This is a genomic window from Pseudorhizobium sp. NPDC055634 (genome assembly GCF_053618655.1).
In genome coordinates this window covers 1-15957 of record NZ_JBSHHW010000003.1, presented here as the reverse complement: position 1 = coordinate 15957, position 15957 = coordinate 1, and the positions used below count along the sequence as shown (strand labels likewise).

18 protein-coding genes are annotated in these 15957 nt (G+C 63.4%); 11 read left to right on the top strand and 7 right to left on the bottom strand.

All coding sequences use genetic code 11. The features are described 5' to 3' along the window. Positions 1 to 4: 4 nt before the first annotated feature. Entirely contained in the window at positions 5 to 466 is a 462-nt protein-coding gene (hisI, locus tag ACWGPT_RS05250) for a phosphoribosyl-AMP cyclohydrolase (RefSeq protein ID WP_452604545.1), read from the top strand. A 101-nt stretch (positions 467 to 567) separates the two neighbouring features. Continuing rightward, entirely contained in the window at positions 568 to 1515 is a 948-nt protein-coding gene (locus ACWGPT_RS05245) for a patatin-like phospholipase family protein (RefSeq protein ID WP_452604544.1), read from the top strand. A 13-nt stretch (positions 1516 to 1528) separates the two neighbouring features. On the opposite strand, the gene ACWGPT_RS05240 is transcribed toward ACWGPT_RS05245, so the two are convergent. Together ACWGPT_RS05240 and ACWGPT_RS05235 are read right to left on the bottom strand one after the other, a co-directional pair. Then, positions 1529 to 1963, bottom strand: a complete 435-nt coding sequence (locus ACWGPT_RS05240; protein ID WP_452604543.1) for a CBS domain-containing protein — start codon at positions 1961 to 1963, stop codon at positions 1529 to 1531. Positions 1964 to 2077: 114 nt separating this feature from the next. Then, the gene (locus ACWGPT_RS05235; RefSeq protein ID WP_452604934.1) at positions 2078 to 2800 is read right to left on the bottom strand and encodes a rhomboid family intramembrane serine protease; all 723 of its coding nucleotides are present in this window, start codon (positions 2798 to 2800) and stop codon (positions 2078 to 2080) included. Positions 2801 to 2994: 194 nt separating this feature from the next. Here ACWGPT_RS05235 and ACWGPT_RS05230 point away from each other — a divergent pair, with 194 nt between their 5' ends. The 4 genes from ACWGPT_RS05230 to ACWGPT_RS05215 all read left to right on the top strand — a co-directional run bounded on the left by ACWGPT_RS05230 (position 2995) and on the right by ACWGPT_RS05215 (position 6891). After that, entirely contained in the window at positions 2995 to 3606 is a 612-nt protein-coding gene (locus tag ACWGPT_RS05230; RefSeq protein ID WP_452604542.1) for a PilZ domain-containing protein, read from the top strand. A gap of 505 nt (positions 3607 to 4111) precedes the next feature. After that, complete coding sequence (locus ACWGPT_RS05225; protein ID WP_452604541.1) at positions 4112 to 4717, top strand: transglutaminase-like cysteine peptidase; 606 nt, start codon at positions 4112 to 4114, stop codon at positions 4715 to 4717. A gap of 411 nt (positions 4718 to 5128) precedes the next feature. After that, positions 5129 to 6520 (top strand): SPOR domain-containing protein, encoded by a 1392-nt coding sequence (locus ACWGPT_RS05220; RefSeq protein ID WP_452604933.1) that lies wholly within the window; start codon positions 5129 to 5131, stop codon positions 6518 to 6520. Between the two features lie 104 nt (positions 6521 to 6624). Beyond that, positions 6625 to 6891, top strand: coding sequence for a hypothetical protein (locus ACWGPT_RS05215; RefSeq protein WP_452604540.1), 267 nt, complete (start codon positions 6625 to 6627; stop codon positions 6889 to 6891). Positions 6892 to 6897: 6 nt separating this feature from the next. On the opposite strand, the gene ACWGPT_RS05210 is transcribed toward ACWGPT_RS05215, so the two are convergent. Together ACWGPT_RS05210 and ACWGPT_RS05205 are read right to left on the bottom strand one after the other, a co-directional pair. Then, a complete protein-coding gene (locus tag ACWGPT_RS05210; protein WP_452604539.1) occupies positions 6898 to 7335 on the bottom strand; it encodes a DUF1489 family protein in 438 nt (145 codons plus the stop codon). 65 nt (positions 7336 to 7400) lie between these two features. Beyond that, a complete protein-coding gene (locus ACWGPT_RS05205; protein WP_452604538.1) occupies positions 7401 to 8801 on the bottom strand; it encodes an L-serine ammonia-lyase in 1401 nt (466 codons plus the stop codon). Positions 8802 to 9365: 564 nt separating this feature from the next. On the opposite strand from ACWGPT_RS05205, the gene ACWGPT_RS05200 reads away from it, so the two are divergent. Together ACWGPT_RS05200 and ACWGPT_RS05195 are read left to right on the top strand one after the other, a co-directional pair. After that, positions 9366 to 10064, top strand: coding sequence for a DUF599 domain-containing protein (locus ACWGPT_RS05200; RefSeq protein WP_452604537.1), 699 nt, complete (start codon positions 9366 to 9368; stop codon positions 10062 to 10064). 24 nt (positions 10065 to 10088) lie between these two features. Further along, positions 10089 to 11069 (top strand): heparan-alpha-glucosaminide N-acetyltransferase, encoded by a 981-nt coding sequence (locus ACWGPT_RS05195; RefSeq protein ID WP_452604536.1) that lies wholly within the window; start codon positions 10089 to 10091, stop codon positions 11067 to 11069. Between the two features lies 1 nt (position 11070). Here the strand turns inward: ACWGPT_RS05195 and ACWGPT_RS05190 are convergent, their stop codons facing one another. Together ACWGPT_RS05190 and mgtE are read right to left on the bottom strand one after the other, a co-directional pair. After that, positions 11071 to 11463: a MerR family transcriptional regulator gene (locus ACWGPT_RS05190; RefSeq protein WP_452604535.1), complete on the bottom strand. Its 393-nt coding sequence runs from the start codon at positions 11461 to 11463 to the stop codon at positions 11071 to 11073. A gap of 59 nt (positions 11464 to 11522) precedes the next feature. After that, a complete protein-coding gene (mgtE, locus tag ACWGPT_RS05185) occupies positions 11523 to 12941 on the bottom strand; it encodes a magnesium transporter (RefSeq protein WP_452604534.1) in 1419 nt (472 codons plus the stop codon). Positions 12942 to 13136: 195 nt separating this feature from the next. On the opposite strand from mgtE, the gene ACWGPT_RS05180 reads away from it, so the two are divergent. Both ACWGPT_RS05180 and ACWGPT_RS05175 read left to right on the top strand, forming a co-directional pair. Continuing rightward, complete coding sequence (locus tag ACWGPT_RS05180) at positions 13137 to 13634, top strand: peptide deformylase (protein WP_452604533.1); 498 nt, start codon at positions 13137 to 13139, stop codon at positions 13632 to 13634. A gap of 62 nt (positions 13635 to 13696) precedes the next feature. Next, positions 13697 to 14194 (top strand): BON domain-containing protein, encoded by a 498-nt coding sequence (locus ACWGPT_RS05175; protein WP_452604532.1) that lies wholly within the window; start codon positions 13697 to 13699, stop codon positions 14192 to 14194. On the opposite strand, the gene ACWGPT_RS05170 is transcribed toward ACWGPT_RS05175, so the two are convergent. After that, positions 14195 to 14620 (bottom strand): OsmC family protein, encoded by a 426-nt coding sequence (locus ACWGPT_RS05170; protein ID WP_452604531.1) that lies wholly within the window; start codon positions 14618 to 14620, stop codon positions 14195 to 14197. A 258-nt stretch (positions 14621 to 14878) separates the two neighbouring features. Here ACWGPT_RS05170 and ACWGPT_RS05165 point away from each other — a divergent pair. Beyond that, positions 14879 to 15957: ATP-dependent nuclease (locus ACWGPT_RS05165; protein ID WP_452604530.1), on the top strand; the 1079-nt coding region annotated here is incomplete at its 3' end.

The window sequence follows — 15957 nt, the reverse complement described above, 5'->3', positions numbered from 1 at the left end:
GCCCATGCTCCGTGACTTTCCCCGGCCGTCCTCCGACAAGGCGGAACAGGAAGGCGCCGGTCCGCTGGCGCCTTCGTTCGATGCCAACGGCCTCGTGACGGCCGTCGTGACCGACGTCGCCGATGGCGAGCTTCTGATGGTCGCGCACATGAACGCCGAGGCGCTGGCACTGACGATCGACACCGGGATCGCCCACTACTACAGCCGTTCCAGGGCCAAGATCTGGAAGAAGGGCGAGACCTCCGGCAATCTGCAGACGGTTCACGAGATCCGCACGGACTGCGACCAGGACGCGATCTGGATAAAGGTATCCGTCGCCGGACACGACGCCACGTGCCACACGGGAAGACGCTCTTGTTTCTATCGCGTCGTCGAGAAACGCGACGAAACCGCCGTCCTCCGGATCGCTGACGACCACCGGCACTTCGACCCCGCGGAAGTCTACAACCCGGGGGGAACAAAGTAGCCGCGCGTCGCATTCTGTGACAGACTGGCGGACACCTACACCTTTTCGCAACCTGTCCATGCTTTCCTGCACCTCGGGAAATCGTCAGCCTGGAGGTTCTGATGCTGAACTGGAGTTGGAGTCGCAGCGATCAGGCCCTTACGCCCTCGGATCCCGCTTCCGCTCGCCCCTCCGAACCCGTTGCAATCGATGTCCCGAAGAAGGCGAAGCTTGCGCTGGCGCTCGGTGGCGGCGCGGCGCGCGGCTGGGCGCATATCGGCGTCCTCCGTGCGCTCGACGAAGCCGGCATCGAGGTCGGCATGGTCGCCGGCACCTCGATCGGCGCGCTGGTCGGCGGATGCTATCTCGCCGGCAAGCTCGACGAACTTGAGACCTTCGCGCGCTCGCTTACCATGCGACGGATCGCCGGGCTTCTCGACCTCACGATCGGCGGCGGCGGATTGCTCGGCGGCATGCGCCTCACCAAGCGCATGCAGGAGCACCTCGAGGGCCTCTCCATCGAAGACCTCGACCGGACCTTCGTGGCGGTCGCGACGGAACTCCATACGGGCCATGAAGTCTGGATCGGCAACGGTTCGCTGATCACGGCGCTGCGCGCCTCCTACGCACTCCCCGGCATCTTCGAACCGGTCACATGCAACAACCGCACCCTGGTGGACGGCGCATTGGTGAACCCGGTCCCGACCTCGGTCTGCCGCGCCTATGAACAGCCGCTGGTGGTCGCCGTAAATCTCAATTACGACATCTTCGGCCGGTCGGCCGTCGTCAAGCACAGCGCCAGCTTCCAGGCGGTCGAGCCGCCCCGGAACAAGACGGAGCACCATCTCGGCCTGCCTGGCGTCATGGTGCAGGCGTTCAATATCATCCAGGAACGGATTTCTCGCGCGCGACTTGCGGGCGATCCGCCGGATCTCGCCCTGCATCCCCGCCTTAGCGACATCGGCCTTTCCGAGTTCCACCGGGCCGGCGAGGCGATCGATCGCGGCTATGCCGAGACGATGAACCAGATCGCCGCGCTGCAGCGGATGCAGGAAGTGTTCGCGCGCTGACCCGGCACCGGGTTCAGCCAGCGATATAGGCCTTGATCTCCTCCGCCTCGATCTCGACCTCGCGGATGCGCGACTTCACCACGTCACCGATGGAAATGATGCCGGCAAGCCGGCCACCTTCCTCGACAGGGACGTGACGGAACCGGCCGCTGCTCATCATTTCCATCAGCTGGTTCACGGTCGTGTCTTCGCGACATCTCTGAACATTCACGGTCATCACCGAGGATACGGGCTGATCGAGGATTGCGGCTCCCTTCTCCGCCAGGGCGCGCACCATGTCGCGCTCGGTGAAGATGCCGGCTATCGCCCCGTCCACGCTTGTCACGACGATGGCGCCGATCTTCCGCTGGTGAAGAATTCCGGCGACCTGCAGAAGCGACTTGTCTGGCCCGACGGTGACGACATCGCGACCCTTCGCATCCAGCATATTCTTGACGACGATGGACATGGCTTTCTCCTCGCATACCAGGTGCACGCGGCTAGCGCCCTCCCCCTTGAGCGATATCCGTCCATGGATGGTGCCCCTACACGGCGGGGAATGCAATATACCGGAGGAGCACCCTCAACGGGTTGCGGTCGGAACCGGATCGAAGAAGCCGAACAGCAGGTATCCGAAGAGGAAGCCGCCGATATGCGCGTCCCAGGCGATCTGCCCGGCGTCCTGGCCGAACAGCGGAAGGCCGATCGCGATCAGGACATTGCCCACGAACCAGATCGCCACGAAGACCGCGACGGTGCGGTTTCGCAGCGCTCCCAGGATAGACTGTCTCGGATAGAGATGTCCGTAAGTCCTGTCGAAGCCGCCGCGAACCGGAAAGGCGAAGCGGCAGGCGGCGCCCATGAGCGCGGACACCACCCCCGACGCGCCGATCAGGACCGTCTGCTCGCCCCAGTGGAGTGCAGCGTGGAAGAAGGCCGCAGCCGCAGCCGACAATATCCAGAAGATCACGTAGCGGGTCGTCCCGATCCGGCGCACGACGGGCGCCCCGAAGGCGGTGAGCCACAGCACGTTGAACGCGAGGTGCTCGATGCCGCCGTGAAGCAGCGAGTAGGTCACGGGCGTCGTGAACCATTCCGGCCCCTGCTCGGAAAGCGGATAGACATAGCGCAGCGGCGTGAAGGCCATGTGGAACAGGAACGTGCCGACCGCGTCATCGTCCAGGAACAGCGCTTCGACGAGATAGAGCCCGCCAAGCAGCAGGATCGTCAGAAGGAGGACCCGCGGCAGGTTGAAGACGGGCTGCCGCTCCGGCCGATATTCGACGCTGCCATTCTCCTGGTTCATCCTGTCCTGCCACTCCATCGCGTTATCCTAGCATCCAGCAGTCCCCATATAGGCGCATCCTGTCCGATAAGCGAAGTAGAAGCGGAGAATATTGGCCCACGACCAAGATCGCCCCAGTAAGTGCGACTTGCCGACACACGCAATGTTAACTCCCGCGACGCTACGATGGGCGACCTCCCCACAGGAAGCCTGAAATGTATTCACAGCAGACCCCTCACAACATCGGCCAGCGACAGCCGCCTGCGGAGCGGGCGTTCCAGCGTGTCGCCGTCAATGTCGAAGGCAGGCTGATGCTGGCCGACCGTGAGGAATATCCCTGCACGGCGACGGAAATGTCCCCTGGAGACGTGGAATTTTCCTGCTTCGGGCGCCCCCGGCTCAACGAGCGGGTGATCGCCTACCTCGACCATCTCGGACGGATCGAGGGCATCGTGAGCGAGGTCGGGGCGAACAGCTTCTCGATCGTCATCAACGCGACCGACCGCAAGCGCGAGAAACTCGCCGCGCAGCTGACCTGGATCGCCAACAAGCATGAACTGGGTCTCCCGGAAGACCGCCGCCACGACCGCCTGACGCCGAGACATACGGCGACCGAACTCATCCTCGACGACGGAAGCCGCTACAGCTGCCGCCTGATGGACCTTTCGCTGTCGGGAGCGGCGGTCGACATCGAAATACGCCCGCCGCTCGGGACATCCGTGCGCCTCGGCAGCATGCGCGGGCGCGTCGTCCGTCACTTCATGGAAGGTGTCGCGGTCGAATTCAGCAGCGTGCAGTCGCGGGAATCGCTGCGCGAGTTCCTGTAGCCCATTTCCCCTTCCCTTCCAGCGGACATCCACGGCGGCCTCGGGCCGCCGTTTCCGTTTCAGGGGCCGATGACTGCTGATCCGAAACGGGACATGTCGCGACCGTCTCGGGCTTAATCGTCAAAAAAATTTCGAGCACTGCCATCGGCGTTTCCCGCAATGGGACACCTTCGGAGCGGCGCGAGCTCGTTACCTCCACTTGCGGACATGCACCCGACCGGTCGGCCGTGGAGCTGCGCGGCCCTGCCTGCGGCCGGCAATCTTAACCTTTGAACACGCGACTTGCCTTCGGCTCCGGACGGGAAGCTCTCCGGGCGTTACCCGGACGTCGAAAATTCTAATCAAATACTCGACCAATTTGACGAAAGTTTTCGAGCAATTCGAGTCGAACTTGATTTGAGTTCGGCGCAAATTCGCGTCAATTACGCTATTGATTTTACTACGCAATTTTGCGCCACCTCAAACCCCTCGTGTCATCTTTCTCCTCGCCAAGGGAGACCAGACCATGACACGCAGAACGCTGAGCGCCGCAATCGCAACCGCCTTTTTCGCATTGCTGACCGCGTCGACGTCGTTTGCCATGCCGCTCGGGATGGAAGTAAGCGGGAGGGCCAATCCGCCGATCGGCCATTATGAATTCTGCCGGATCTATGCCAGCGAGTGCGGCCCGGCCGCCCATGACGCGGGACCGATGAAGCTCACCCAGGACAAGTGGCGGACGATGCTCGACGTCAACTATACGGCCAACACCGCCATCCAGCCGCTGACCGACCAGGAAATCTATGGCGTCGAGGAGCGCTGGGCCTATCCGCGCAGCGTCGGCGACTGCGAGGATTTCGTCCTGCTCAAGCGCAAGATGCTGATGGCGAAGGGGTTCGATCCGTCGGATCTGCTGATCACCGTGGTGCTCCAGCCCAACGGCGAAGGCCATGCCGTCCTGACGGTCCGCACCGACCACGGCGATTTCGTGCTCGACAACATGCGCGACACCGTCCTCCTCTGGTCGGAGACCGAATACACCTTTCTCAAGCGCCAGGCATCGGATCACGCGGGCCGCTGGGTAAAGCTGCAGGACGGCCGCGCAACCGCCGTGGCGAGCGTCTCGCGCTAATCCCCCCCCTATTCCATTAGGACAAGAGCGCCGGCCGCACCGCGAGCCGGCGCTCTTGCGTTGCGCCATGGTTGCATCCCGGCGACACGGCGCCGCCAAATGCAGCGGTTCCGGGGGATTGGCGCGGCGCCAACATATTCATGCCGTCATTACCGGATTTTACGAATGGACGACGGGGACATGCCGGGCGACTACTAAAATGCGATTCATACCGAGCGATTCCCGTTCACCATAAACCTCTTGGTAACGCTACCGGCCTAGATTGGCAGGAACGGTTCGTGGCGGGGGCGCGTCCGGAAGGCGGGTATTCCAATGCAAGCAATGAGTGCGTCAGTGTTTAAAGCAGATTTTTCGATCCTCTTTCCCAAGCGGCCTGCGAAACTCTTCGACCTTCTGCTCGGCCTCGTCGTCATGCTCGCATTCTTCGCGGGCGCTCCGTCCCGGGAGGCCCAGGCTGCGCCTAAATACGCGGGCATCGTGGTCGACGCAAACACCGGCAAGGTCCTCTATGGCGAAGACCCCGACGGCCTGCGCTACCCTGCCTCGCTTACCAAGATGATGACCCTCTACCTGACCTTCGAAGCGCTCGAGTCCGGCCGCATCCGTCTCGACTCCAAGGTGCCGGTATCGAAGAAGGCGGCCGCCGAGCCTCCGTCCAAGCTCGGCGTCGGCGCCGGCAACAGCCTGACCGTGGAGCAGGCCATCAAGGCGCTGATCACGCGCTCCGCAAATGACGTCGCCACCGCACTCGGCGAATTTATCGGCGGTTCGGAATCGCGCTTCGCGCAGATCATGACGAACAAGGCCCGCGCGCTGGGCATGACCCGTACCACCTATCGCAATGCCCACGGCCTGCCCAACACGGCGCAGATGACGACCGCCCGCGATCAGGCTCGTCTCGGAATGGCCCTTCGCCAGCATTTCCCGCAGTATTACGGCTACTTCTCCACCCGCAGCTTCAAGTTCGGCAAGCAGACGATCGGCAACCACAACCGGCTGCTCGGCTCCGTCGAGGGTGTCGACGGCATCAAGACCGGCTATATCCGCGCCTCCGGCTTCAACCTCGTGACGTCGCTGCAGAAGGACGGTCGTTCGCTCGTTGCCGTCGTCATCGGCGGACGCAGCGGCGCAAGCCGTGACGCCCAGATGCGCAAGCTCGTCGGCCAGTATCTCCCGAAGGCATCGCGCGGCGGCAAGGGCGCCCTGATCGCCCAGGCCCCCTCCGCCCCGGTTGGCGACGCCATCGCCGCGGCAGATCGCCTTGCGGCCTTCGACCTGCCGCGCAGCGGCCCGGTCCCGCAGGCTCGTTACGAGGAACAGCAGGTTGCGTCGGCATACTCGCCGACCTCGACCGGCAAGCGCGGCGGCGAGGCCATGCGCGCAATCGCCGACGTCGCCACGCCTATTCCCGCTCCGGAATTCATCCCCTCCGAAGAGGTCGCCATTAACGAACAGGGCGACACGTCGGCGGACGTCGATGTCGTGACGACCGCGTCGACGCAACCCACCCCGGCCAATTCGGCCGCCCCGGCCACCACCCTGCCCGCCTCCACGGTCTCCGGCTGGGTCATCCAGGTGGGCGTATCGCCGGACGCCGGCATGGCATCTCAACTGCTGGAGAAGGCGAAGGACAAGGGCGGCAAGGTGTTGCGTTCCGCCAAACCCTTTACCGTCGCCGTGAATTCGAACGGCCAGAACCTCTACCGCGCGCGTTTCGGCGGCTTCGAGGACCAGTCGGCGGCAGTGAACACCTGCAAGGCGTTGAAGAAGCAGGGCGTCAACTGCTGGGCGTCGCAGCAGTAAGTTACCGGGCCGTAGCCCGAAAGAACTCCGGCGCCTCGTTTATCGGCGCCGGCTGGGGAAGTTCCCCGCAATCAACCTCGATTTGTAATGTGTACGAGGCAGAAATGGCGGCTTACGAGAATATTGCCAACTCCCCCTTTCCTTCAGGGGGCAAGCGGGCCAGGGGCCTTGCGCTTCATCCGCTCCACGAGGCGGCGATGCGTCTGGCGGGTGCCGGGCTCACCCGGTCGAAGGATCGCACGCGCGACCTCGTCGCGCTCCTGCTCAGCCACGGATCGCGGGCCTGGCGTCATTCGCAGCCGCAGGTGAGAATCCATCTTCACGTCGGCCGCTCCGCGGGCCACTTGCCTGTCAGGCTTCGGGTGAACTAATCCGGCTCAGAGGAGGCCGAGGTCCGCGAGTTCGCGCCGCAGATCCTCCGGCATCGCTGCCATTCCCTCGCCCAGGCTCAAGAGATCCCTGGGCGTCTCCTCCGCCTTCAGATAGCGCCAGCCCTGGAAGGGGCGCTTGGGTTGCGGCGCCGTCTCGACGACCTCCGGTCCCAGGACCAGTTCGCACCGCTGGATGCCGTCCGCGCCGGTGACGCAGCGAAGGTCGAGCAGAGGCTGGCGGGCCATGACCTGCCCCTTGATGACCCAGTAGAGCGAACCGCCGTCCAGCAGTTCATCCTTCCGCTTCGGGATCATTCGCGTCGTATGGATCGAATGGGGCTCGAGGCCGGCCGCAATGGCCATCATCGCCCGTTCGCTGACCCAGTCCCTGAGGTCCTGCAGCGATTCCGCGCCCACGCATAGCTTGATCATGTGGAGTGCCATGCCGTCCTTCAATTCCTAAAGACGGTGCGGGTCAAGCTCCCGGGATGCTTCGGCGGCATCAAATCTCAGCATTCCACCAGATTCACGGCGAGCCCGCCGGTCGACGTTTCCTTGTACTTCTCGCTCATGTCGTTTCCGGTCTGGCGCATCGTCTCGATGCATGCGTCCAGCGGCACGACATGCGTGCCGTCGCCCTTGAGCGCGAGCGATGCCGCGGTCACCGCCTTGACGGCCCCCAGCGCGTTGCGCTCGATGCAGGGAACCTGCACCAGCCCGGCGACCGGATCGCAGGTCATGCCGAGGTGATGCTCGAGCGCGATCTCGGCGGCGTTCTCGATCTGCTCGGGCGACCCGCCCATGACAGCCGCTAGACCTGCCGCCGCCATGGCTGCGGCGGAACCGACCTCGCCCTGACAGCCGACCTCAGCGCCGGAAATGGAAGCGTTGTGCTTGATGATGCCGCCGATGGCCGCGGCCGTCAGAAGGAACTCGTGAATGTCCTCGCGGGTGGCGCCGTCGTGGAAGTGGAGGAAGTAGCGGATGGAGGCGGGAATGACCCCGGCCGCGCCGTTCGTCGGCGCGGTCACCACCCGTCCGCCGGCGGCGTTCTCCTCGTTGACCGCCATGGCGTAGACGCTCAGCCAGTCATTCGCCAGCAACGGGTTCGCGCGGTTGCTGCGCCATTCCTCGTTGAGCCTGTCATGGATCGCCCTCGCCCTGCGGCGGACGTTGAGGCCCCCCGGCATGACGCCATCGACCTTGAGACCCCGGTCGATACAGCCGTTCATCGCCTCCCAGATCGCGTCGAGACCCTGGTCGATGTCGTCGCGGGAACGGGTGACCTCCTCATTGGCACGCTTCATCTGGGCGATGCTGAGCCCTGCGCCGCGCGCCATCTGCAGCATTTCCCGGGCCGTAGCGAAGGGGTATGGGACCACGGGGCCAGCCTGCCTGTTGCCGGCCGTCCGCATCCGCTGCAACTCGGTATCCGTCACCACGAACCCGCCGCCGATCGAATAGTAGATGCGCTTGACGAGCAGCCTGCCATCGGCGTCGAAGGCCGAGAAGGTCATGCCGTTGGCATGGCCGGGCAAGGGCTGCTTGCGGTCGAAGACGAGGTCTTCCGCGGGCCGGAAGGCATAGGCGGTATGGCCGGGCGGCATCACCCTGCCGGTCCGCTCGACCTCCGTGATGATCCCGTCCATGCGGTCCGGATCGACGCGCTGCGGCTCCTCGCCCGTCAGGCCGAGGATGACCGCGCGGCCCGTCCCGTGCCCGATGCCGGTATAGGCCAGGGAGCCGTGCAGGCTGACCTTGAGCGAGGCGACATGCGCGGTAGACGGGCGCGGCCACTCATCCGAAAGAAGGAGCTCCAGGAACCGGTTGGCCGCCGACATCGGGCCCATCGTGTGGGAGCTCGACGGACCGATCCCGATCTTGAAGACGTCGAAGACGGAAAGGAACATGCTGCACCTGAATCCTGGACCCTGACCTGAGGCTACGTCGTTGTCCGGTTCAGGTATAGCGGCAAGCCGACACCGGCTGCCACCCCAGCGACATCGAAAACGAAAACAGCGTGGTACGGATACCACGCTGCCTCATGAAATTCGCCGGATTCGTAGGGGCGGAAAGTCAGATCGTGCCGAAGAGATAGGCGAGCGCCATCACCACTGCAAATCCCGCGAGCGCCTTGACGGTGACGCCCCAGCAGGACTTCTGAACCATATCTTCCATGCTGACTCCACTAGAGCGGACAGATTGAGCCGCGGCGCCTGGGACAGGCCCGCGTTATGGTGAAGCGTATATTAACTCCTGATGGGGCACGCAATTCGAAAAAGTGGCGGAAGCAAGGCAAACTCACAACCCTGCCATTCCGGAATCGCATGCCTTCCGTGGGTTATGCGGCCTTTCTCATAGATTGCCTCGACCGATGACGGCCTTGTTTCAGCCGCAGGCATTAACGCAGGCCCCATCTTGCCCGCGAACGGCAGGTGAAGCATATGTTGGCGACGACGCAGCAAGGATAACGCATGACGATCGCCGACTACCTGGCTCTCGGCCTCTTCCTTCTTCTCTGGCTGGGCTATTCCTGGATTAGTGCGGGATCGGGCACGCGTTATCTTCCCCGCGCCAGTCTCAACCAGGCGATGGCCGAACGCCGACGCGAGTGGATCTACAACTCGCTGCAGCGCGACCTGAAGATGATCGACACGCAGATCATGGCGGGGTTGCAGAACGGGACGGCCTTCTTTGCCTCGACCTCGATCTTCGCGCTCGGCGGCTGCTTTGCGCTCCTCGGCGCGACGGACCAGGTCGACGCCGTGTTCCGCGAACTGCCCTTCGTCGCCTATGGCGGGCGGACCGTCTTCGAACTGAAGGTTGCGGGCCTCGCCGTCATGTTCGGCTTTGCCTTCTTCAAGTTCGGCTGGTCCTATCGGCTCTTCAACTACTGCACCATTCTCTTCGGCGCGCTGCCGATGATGGACGAGACCGCCAGGGATCTGCCGCGGGCGCGGCAGGCCGCGGATCAGGTGGTGCGCATGAACACCATCGCCGCCAAGCACTTCAATTCCGGGCTGAGGACGATTTTCTTGTCGATCGGCTATCTCGGTTGGTTCGTCGGGCCCTATATCTTCATGCTCACCACGGCGTTCGTCATCTTCGTGCTGACGCGACGCCAGTTCTTTTCAGAAGCACGGCGAGCCATCATGGACTCCCAGACGCCATAGCTGCCGCGACGAGAAAGAGCCGCCTTGCCCCTCGCCGAGACTGCCTCGCGGTTCAGACCGCGCATAACCCTGATCGACAGCCTGCGGGGCCTCGCCCTGCTCGCCATGGCCTCCTACCACTTCACCTGGGACCTCGAGTTCTTCGGCTATATCGAGCCGGGCACTGCGACCACCGGCTGGTGGAAATTCTATGCGCGATGCATCGCGAGTTCGTTCCTGTTCCTGGCCGGGCTCAGCCTCGTCCTCGCCCACTACCCGACAATCCGCTGGCGCGCCTTCTGGAAGCGCTTTGCAATGGTGGCGGGTGCCGCGGCCGCGATCAGCATCGCGACATTCGTCGTCACGCCCAGCGAATGGATCTTCTTCGGCATCCTCCATGCGATCGCGCTTGGAAGCCTGATCGGCCTTGCCTTCCTCAGGCTGCCGCCGCTCATCACCGCCGGGGTGGCCGCGCTGATCGTCCTCGTCTTCGTAATCGACGCTCACCTGTCGGCCTCGGTGCGATCCGCCTTCTTCGATCCGCGGTTCCTCGCCTGGACGGGTCTTGCGGAAACACCGCCCCGTTCCAACGATTTCGTGCCGCTGTTTCCCTGGATCGCCGCCGTGCTCTTCGGCGTTGCCGGAGGACGGATTGCAATAGCGAGGAACTGGCTGGAGCCGCTGAGCAGGGTCCAGACGCGGCCTAACCTCCTGTCGCTCGCCGGCCGGCACAGCCTGCTGGTCTACCTCGTCCATCAGCCCGTGCTGATCGCGATGGTCTACCTTTTCTCAATCGTCCATCCGCCGGCGGCGATAGACCCGTTGCAAGCCTATGGCGCAAGCTGCGAGCGCGGCTGCACCGCGGAGGGGAATGAACCGGGCCTGTGCGCGCGCTTCTGCGCCTGCACGGCGGATGCCCTTCTTGACCAGTCGCTTCTCGAGCCGCTGCAAAGCGGGCGCATCGACGCGCAGACGGACGAAAGGGTGCAATCGATCGCGCAGGAATGCGCGATGACGAGCCGCTAGATCAGGTGCCGACGCCGATCTCGGCGAGCCGCGTCAGGCAGGCCTCTTCGGCATTGTCGAGTTCCTTGAGCGTCTCGTCGATATCCTTGCGCTTCTGGCGAAGCTCGTCGCGCTTCTCGTCGATGCGCTTCATCATCAGCTTCAACTGACCGAGCTCGCCGGGCGGCTCCTTGTAGACCTTTATGATCTCGCGGATTTCGGCGATCGTGAACCCGATGCGGCGACCGCGCAGGATTTCCTGCAGGAGACGCCGGTCCGCGGAACGGAAAAGGCGCGTACGGCCCCGCCGCTCGGGATGGATCAACCCCTCGTCTTCGTAGAACCGGAGAGTGCGGGTAGAGACGCCGAATTCCCGCGTCAGTTCGGTAATCGAATAATATTTGTTCACGGTCATGTCCTGTTCCTGACCGCGGAAGGTATTTTACTTTTACGTAACAGTCAATTTTTGACGCGTCACGCCATCGCGAACCACCATGTCGCGAGACCGAGAAAGGCGAAGAAGCCGATCACGTCGGTGACGGCCGTGACGAACACCGCCGACGATACCGCTGGGTCGGCGCCGATCTTGTCCAGCACCAGCGGAATCATGATGCCGGCAAGTGCCGCCGCGATCATGTTGATCAGCATTGCCACGGCGATGATCCCGCCGATATTGGCGTCCTGGAACCACAGACCGGCGACGACGCCGATCAGGATGCCGAAGAGGATACCGTTCAGGAGCCCGACGCCTGCTTCGCGCCGGATGATGCGGGCGGCATTGTGGATGTCGATGCTTCGGGTCGCGAGCGCCCTCACCGTCACGGTCATGGTCTGCGATCCGGCATTGCCGCCCATGCCCGCCACGATCGGCATCAGGACGGCAAGGGCCACGATCTTCTCGATCGTCGCGTCGAATATGCCGATGACCGATGCGGCGAGAAAGGCGGTCACCAGGTTGACCGCCAGCCAGGGAACGCGCGAGCGGGAGGTCTCCGTGAGCGAGTCGGACAGTTCCTCGTCGCCGACGCCGCCGAGGCGCATGAAGTCCTCCTCGGCCTCCTCCTGGATGACGTCCACGACGTCGTCGATGGTCAGCACGCCGACCAGCCGGCCATTGTCGTCCACCACCGCCGCGGACAGAAGGTCGTACTGCTCGAAGATCTGCGCCGCCTCCTCCTGGTCCATCTCGGCCGGGATCGGATAGTTCGTCTCGCGCATGATCGTCTCGATGCGGACCTGGCGCTTGGTGCGCAGGATGCGGTCGAGATCGACGATGCCGAGCAGCTTGAAGGTCGGGTCGATGACGAAGATCTGCGTGAAGGATTCCGGCAGTTCGTCGTCTTCGCGCATGTAGTCGATCGTCTGGCCGACGGTCCAGAACGGCGGCACCGCGACGAACTCGGTCTGCATCCGCCGCCCGGCCGACTGCTCCGGATAGTCGAGGGCACGCCGCAGCCTGACCCGCTCGGTGAACGGCAGCTGCGCGAGGATCTCCTCGCGATCGTCCTTGTCGAGGTCCTCGAGGATATAGACGGCATCGTCGGAATCGAGTTCGCCGATTGCCGCCGCGATCTGCGCGTTCGGCATCTGCTCGACGATCTCGAGGCGGATGGCCTCGTCGACCTCGGTCAGCGCCGTGAGGTCGAAATCGTCCCCGAGCAGCCGGACCAGGGCGCCGCGCTGTTCCGGCTGGATCGCCTCGAGCAGGTCGCCCAATTCCGATTCGTGCAGCTTGGCCACGTGCTGGCGCAGAAAGATGATGTCGCGGTCGGCGATCGCGGCGCCCACCATGGCGAGGAAATCGGCGCGCACCGAGCCGTTTTCCGCATATATATCGTGCGCGGGCTCGTCGGCACGGGTTCGGGCGCGGTCTTTGTCCTCGGTATCGATCATTCGCCGCCCCTGCTCACCTGTGGCCCGCCAAGAGAATGGCGGGCAAGACATGGAAGTCAATGATTTGGTGGGTCAGCGGCGATGGCCGCTTGCGCTCCTGCTAGACGAATCGGACCGGTTGGTCCAGCGGGTGGCAGGCGTTTGTGCGCCATGTCCGCAAGGCACCAGACCAACCCCGTCGCAAGCGAGGCAAGCATGACCGTTCGCACCATCGTCCGATTTCCCGATCCCCTGCTGCAGACCCCGTGCGAACCCGTGGAACGCTTCGACGAGGACCTCCGAAAACTGGCCGCGGATCTCGTCGAGACGATGCGCGCGGCTCCCGGGGTCGGCATCACCGCGGCCCATGTCGGGGTGATGAAGAGGGTCGTCGTCCTCGAGCTTCCCGACTGGAGCGAACCGCGGACATACGTCAACCCGCAGATCCTCGCGACGTCCGCCGACACGATGCGCCACGCCGAAGGCAGTGTCTCCATGCCGGGCTTCGTCGAGGAGGTGGAGCGCCCCTCATCCGTCCGGTTCCGCTACCAGGACCTGAGCGGCGGCGTTCACGAGGAACATACCGAAGGCTTCCACGCGATCTGCATCCAGCACGAGATCGACCAGTTGGACGGCATCTTCTGGCTGAAGCGCCTTTCCCGCCTGAAACGGGAGCGGCTGATCCAGAAGTGGCGAAAACAGGGCGGCCGCTGATCGCCACGAACCAATCTCCGCGCCGGGCGTTAGGTGCTCGATCAACGCGAAAGAAGATCCCGATGGCGATCAAGCGCAATCCGAACGATTCGACCCGCGAGGAGGACTACCGCGACTACGACACGCGCAATATCGACGAGGGATGGCCCTATGCGGACCCGGCCGGCGCGGCGGCCCGTCCGGTCGACAACGCCGCCTACGGCGATCCGGATGCGAATTTCGACCGGGAGCGCAATCGCGGCTACCATGTCGACAAGGTCGATGACCAGGGCCTCGAGGAACAGGGGCCAGACACCGTGCTTCCGGGCACCGATGGCTTCTCGGTCTCGGACGACGTCGAGGAGCGGGTGACCGAGGCGCTTGACGACCTCGGAGACGTGCCGATGGACAGTATCGACGTGCATGCCGAGAACGGCGTCGTGACGCTCGAAGGGGTCGTGGACGATCGTGCGATCTCGGCGCGGATCAGCCGGACGGTAGAGGGGATCGCGGGTGTCGGGCGGGTCGTCAACCATCTGCGCCTCGCCGGCGTCGACACGCATATCCCGGGCGACGGCTGATCAGGTCTCCCGCGTGGTGACGGACACGCCCGCGCCGCCGCGCAGCGTGTTGCTCACCGTGCAGATTTCCTCCGCCCGCCGGACGATCGCATCGCGTTCCGCGTCTTCGAGAGCACCCGCGATCGAAAGCTCGCTTCGGATTGCGCCGATCCGGGTGGGCGGGCCGTCAGCCTTGTCGCCGGTCACCCGGGCGGTTACGGAATCGAGTCGCGCCAGGAGCTGCAATTCGCTCGCCGCTATCCGCACACTAATCACCAGGCAGGTCGCCAGCGAGGAATAGAGGAGATCCAGGGGCGTCAATCCGGGACCGGAACCGGCGGTCGCGATGTCGATCGTCGTCCCGTCCGGGTTCGTGACGACCGGGCGGCCGCCGCGGTCGAGATGGGCCGTCGCGCCGGTCAGGCGTTCCCTCCGGATTTCCACCATCTTCCGCCCTCTCCGCTCCGGATAAACCATCGTTCAGACAGCAAAAAACCCGCCGAAGCGGGTTTTTATGGTGCGGTCGAGAAGAAACCCGACACTCCTCACCTAGCTGTTGAAATCATTCAGCTTTTTCCGCCGCTAACTTTGGCCTTTGTAGCGCTGTTTTGTAGCAACTGTCAACGTACACCCCTTAGGCATCAGCTTTGGCTTTCCTACCATTAGCGATTGTGCTCAGTATCCTTGCAGAGGAGCTGATCTGCAATGAACGAGAACATCACAGCCATTCCATTCATTCCAGCGACCTTATCCCTCCCCGGCGTCATGTCGGTCTTTGGGGGTAAGCCGGTGCAACTAGCAATTACCTCTGGTGTCACCGTTTTGGTGGGTCCTAATGGTGCAGGGAAGACCCAAGCGCTACGGGCCATGCATCGGGCGCTCTGTAGCGATGGTCGGCTTACCCAAGCTGGAAGGGTTGTTCGATATCTATCCTCTGGCCGCACCAGCCCTTTTGAGGCATTTCGTGCGTCGATAGACACGCCGCAGAATATCCGGTCACAGCCTGCTTCAGTGGGCCATGAAAGCCATCGCAATCAATGGTGGGAAATCGAGAGTGCTGTCGGCGATCTGCTGGCTCTAGAACATCGCGCCGATCTCCGGCTGAAGTTGGAAGCACGGCTACAAACTCTGTATGCACGGTCCCTGCGTTTGAGCTGGGGGCAGTCGGGTCTGCGGCTAGAGTTTCGCTCACTAGTGGATGGAGCATCCTATTTTGCCAATGCAGAGGCCAGCGGTCTCCTCCACCTGATTTCGCTCCTGGCTGCCTTATACAATGATCAAATCTCGGCGCTGGTGATTGATGAACCAGAAGTGTCGCTTCACCCGCAGCTCCAGGCGTTTTTCCTGCAAGAAGCCGAACGGTGCTCTGGTGATCCTATTGCAGACCCGACGAAAAAGCTGATCGTCATAGCGACGCACTCAACGAACATCCTTCCTGTGCGTGAGATTGGCGATCTCTCAAAGGTGGTATTCTTCTCGGACCGCTTCACTCCACCAGTCAAACTAGAAAGGACGGCAAATGAACTGAAAGGCAAACGATTAGCAGGACTTGTTAGCCGCATGAGTGAAAGCCACAAGACGGCCTTCTTCGCCCAGCGTGTCCTGCTGGTGGAGGGCCCTAGTGACGAGATCATCGTGGCGGGCTTAGCCGTCGCCATCGAGCACTCCCTGCTCGGCGGGAATACTCAATGTCAATCGGCGCGGAATATTGACCCCTTATCGGCGTCCAATATTGACCCCTCCTACAGACGATCAGCGCTTGGCCTGCCCGGCGCTGGCCGGGG

Coding starts and splice junctions, on each gene's coding strand:
- hisI (WP_452604545.1), top strand. CDS start 5: ATGCTCCGTGACTTTCCCCGGCCGTCCTCCGACAAGGCGGAACAGGAA.
- ACWGPT_RS05245 (WP_452604544.1), top strand. CDS start 568: ATGCTGAACTGGAGTTGGAGTCGCAGCGATCAGGCCCTTACGCCCTCG.
- ACWGPT_RS05240 (WP_452604543.1), bottom strand. CDS start 1,963: ATGTCCATCGTCGTCAAGAATATGCTGGATGCGAAGGGTCGCGATGTC.
- ACWGPT_RS05235 (WP_452604934.1), bottom strand. CDS start 2,800: ATGAACCAGGAGAATGGCAGCGTCGAATATCGGCCGGAGCGGCAGCCC.
- ACWGPT_RS05230 (WP_452604542.1), top strand. CDS start 2,995: ATGTATTCACAGCAGACCCCTCACAACATCGGCCAGCGACAGCCGCCT.
- ACWGPT_RS05225 (WP_452604541.1), top strand. CDS start 4,112: ATGACACGCAGAACGCTGAGCGCCGCAATCGCAACCGCCTTTTTCGCA.
- ACWGPT_RS05220 (WP_452604933.1), top strand. CDS start 5,129: ATGCTCGCATTCTTCGCGGGCGCTCCGTCCCGGGAGGCCCAGGCTGCG.
- ACWGPT_RS05215 (WP_452604540.1), top strand. CDS start 6,625: ATGGCGGCTTACGAGAATATTGCCAACTCCCCCTTTCCTTCAGGGGGC.
- ACWGPT_RS05210 (WP_452604539.1), bottom strand. CDS start 7,335: ATGGCACTCCACATGATCAAGCTATGCGTGGGCGCGGAATCGCTGCAG.
- ACWGPT_RS05205 (WP_452604538.1), bottom strand. CDS start 8,801: ATGTTCCTTTCCGTCTTCGACGTCTTCAAGATCGGGATCGGTCCGTCG.
- ACWGPT_RS05200 (WP_452604537.1), top strand. CDS start 9,366: ATGACGATCGCCGACTACCTGGCTCTCGGCCTCTTCCTTCTTCTCTGG.
- ACWGPT_RS05190 (WP_452604535.1), bottom strand. CDS start 11,463: ATGACCGTGAACAAATATTATTCGATTACCGAACTGACGCGGGAATTC.
- mgtE (WP_452604534.1), bottom strand. CDS start 12,941: ATGATCGATACCGAGGACAAAGACCGCGCCCGAACCCGTGCCGACGAG.
- ACWGPT_RS05180 (WP_452604533.1), top strand. CDS start 13,137: ATGACCGTTCGCACCATCGTCCGATTTCCCGATCCCCTGCTGCAGACC.
- ACWGPT_RS05175 (WP_452604532.1), top strand. CDS start 13,697: ATGGCGATCAAGCGCAATCCGAACGATTCGACCCGCGAGGAGGACTAC.
- ACWGPT_RS05170 (WP_452604531.1), bottom strand. CDS start 14,620: ATGGTGGAAATCCGGAGGGAACGCCTGACCGGCGCGACGGCCCATCTC.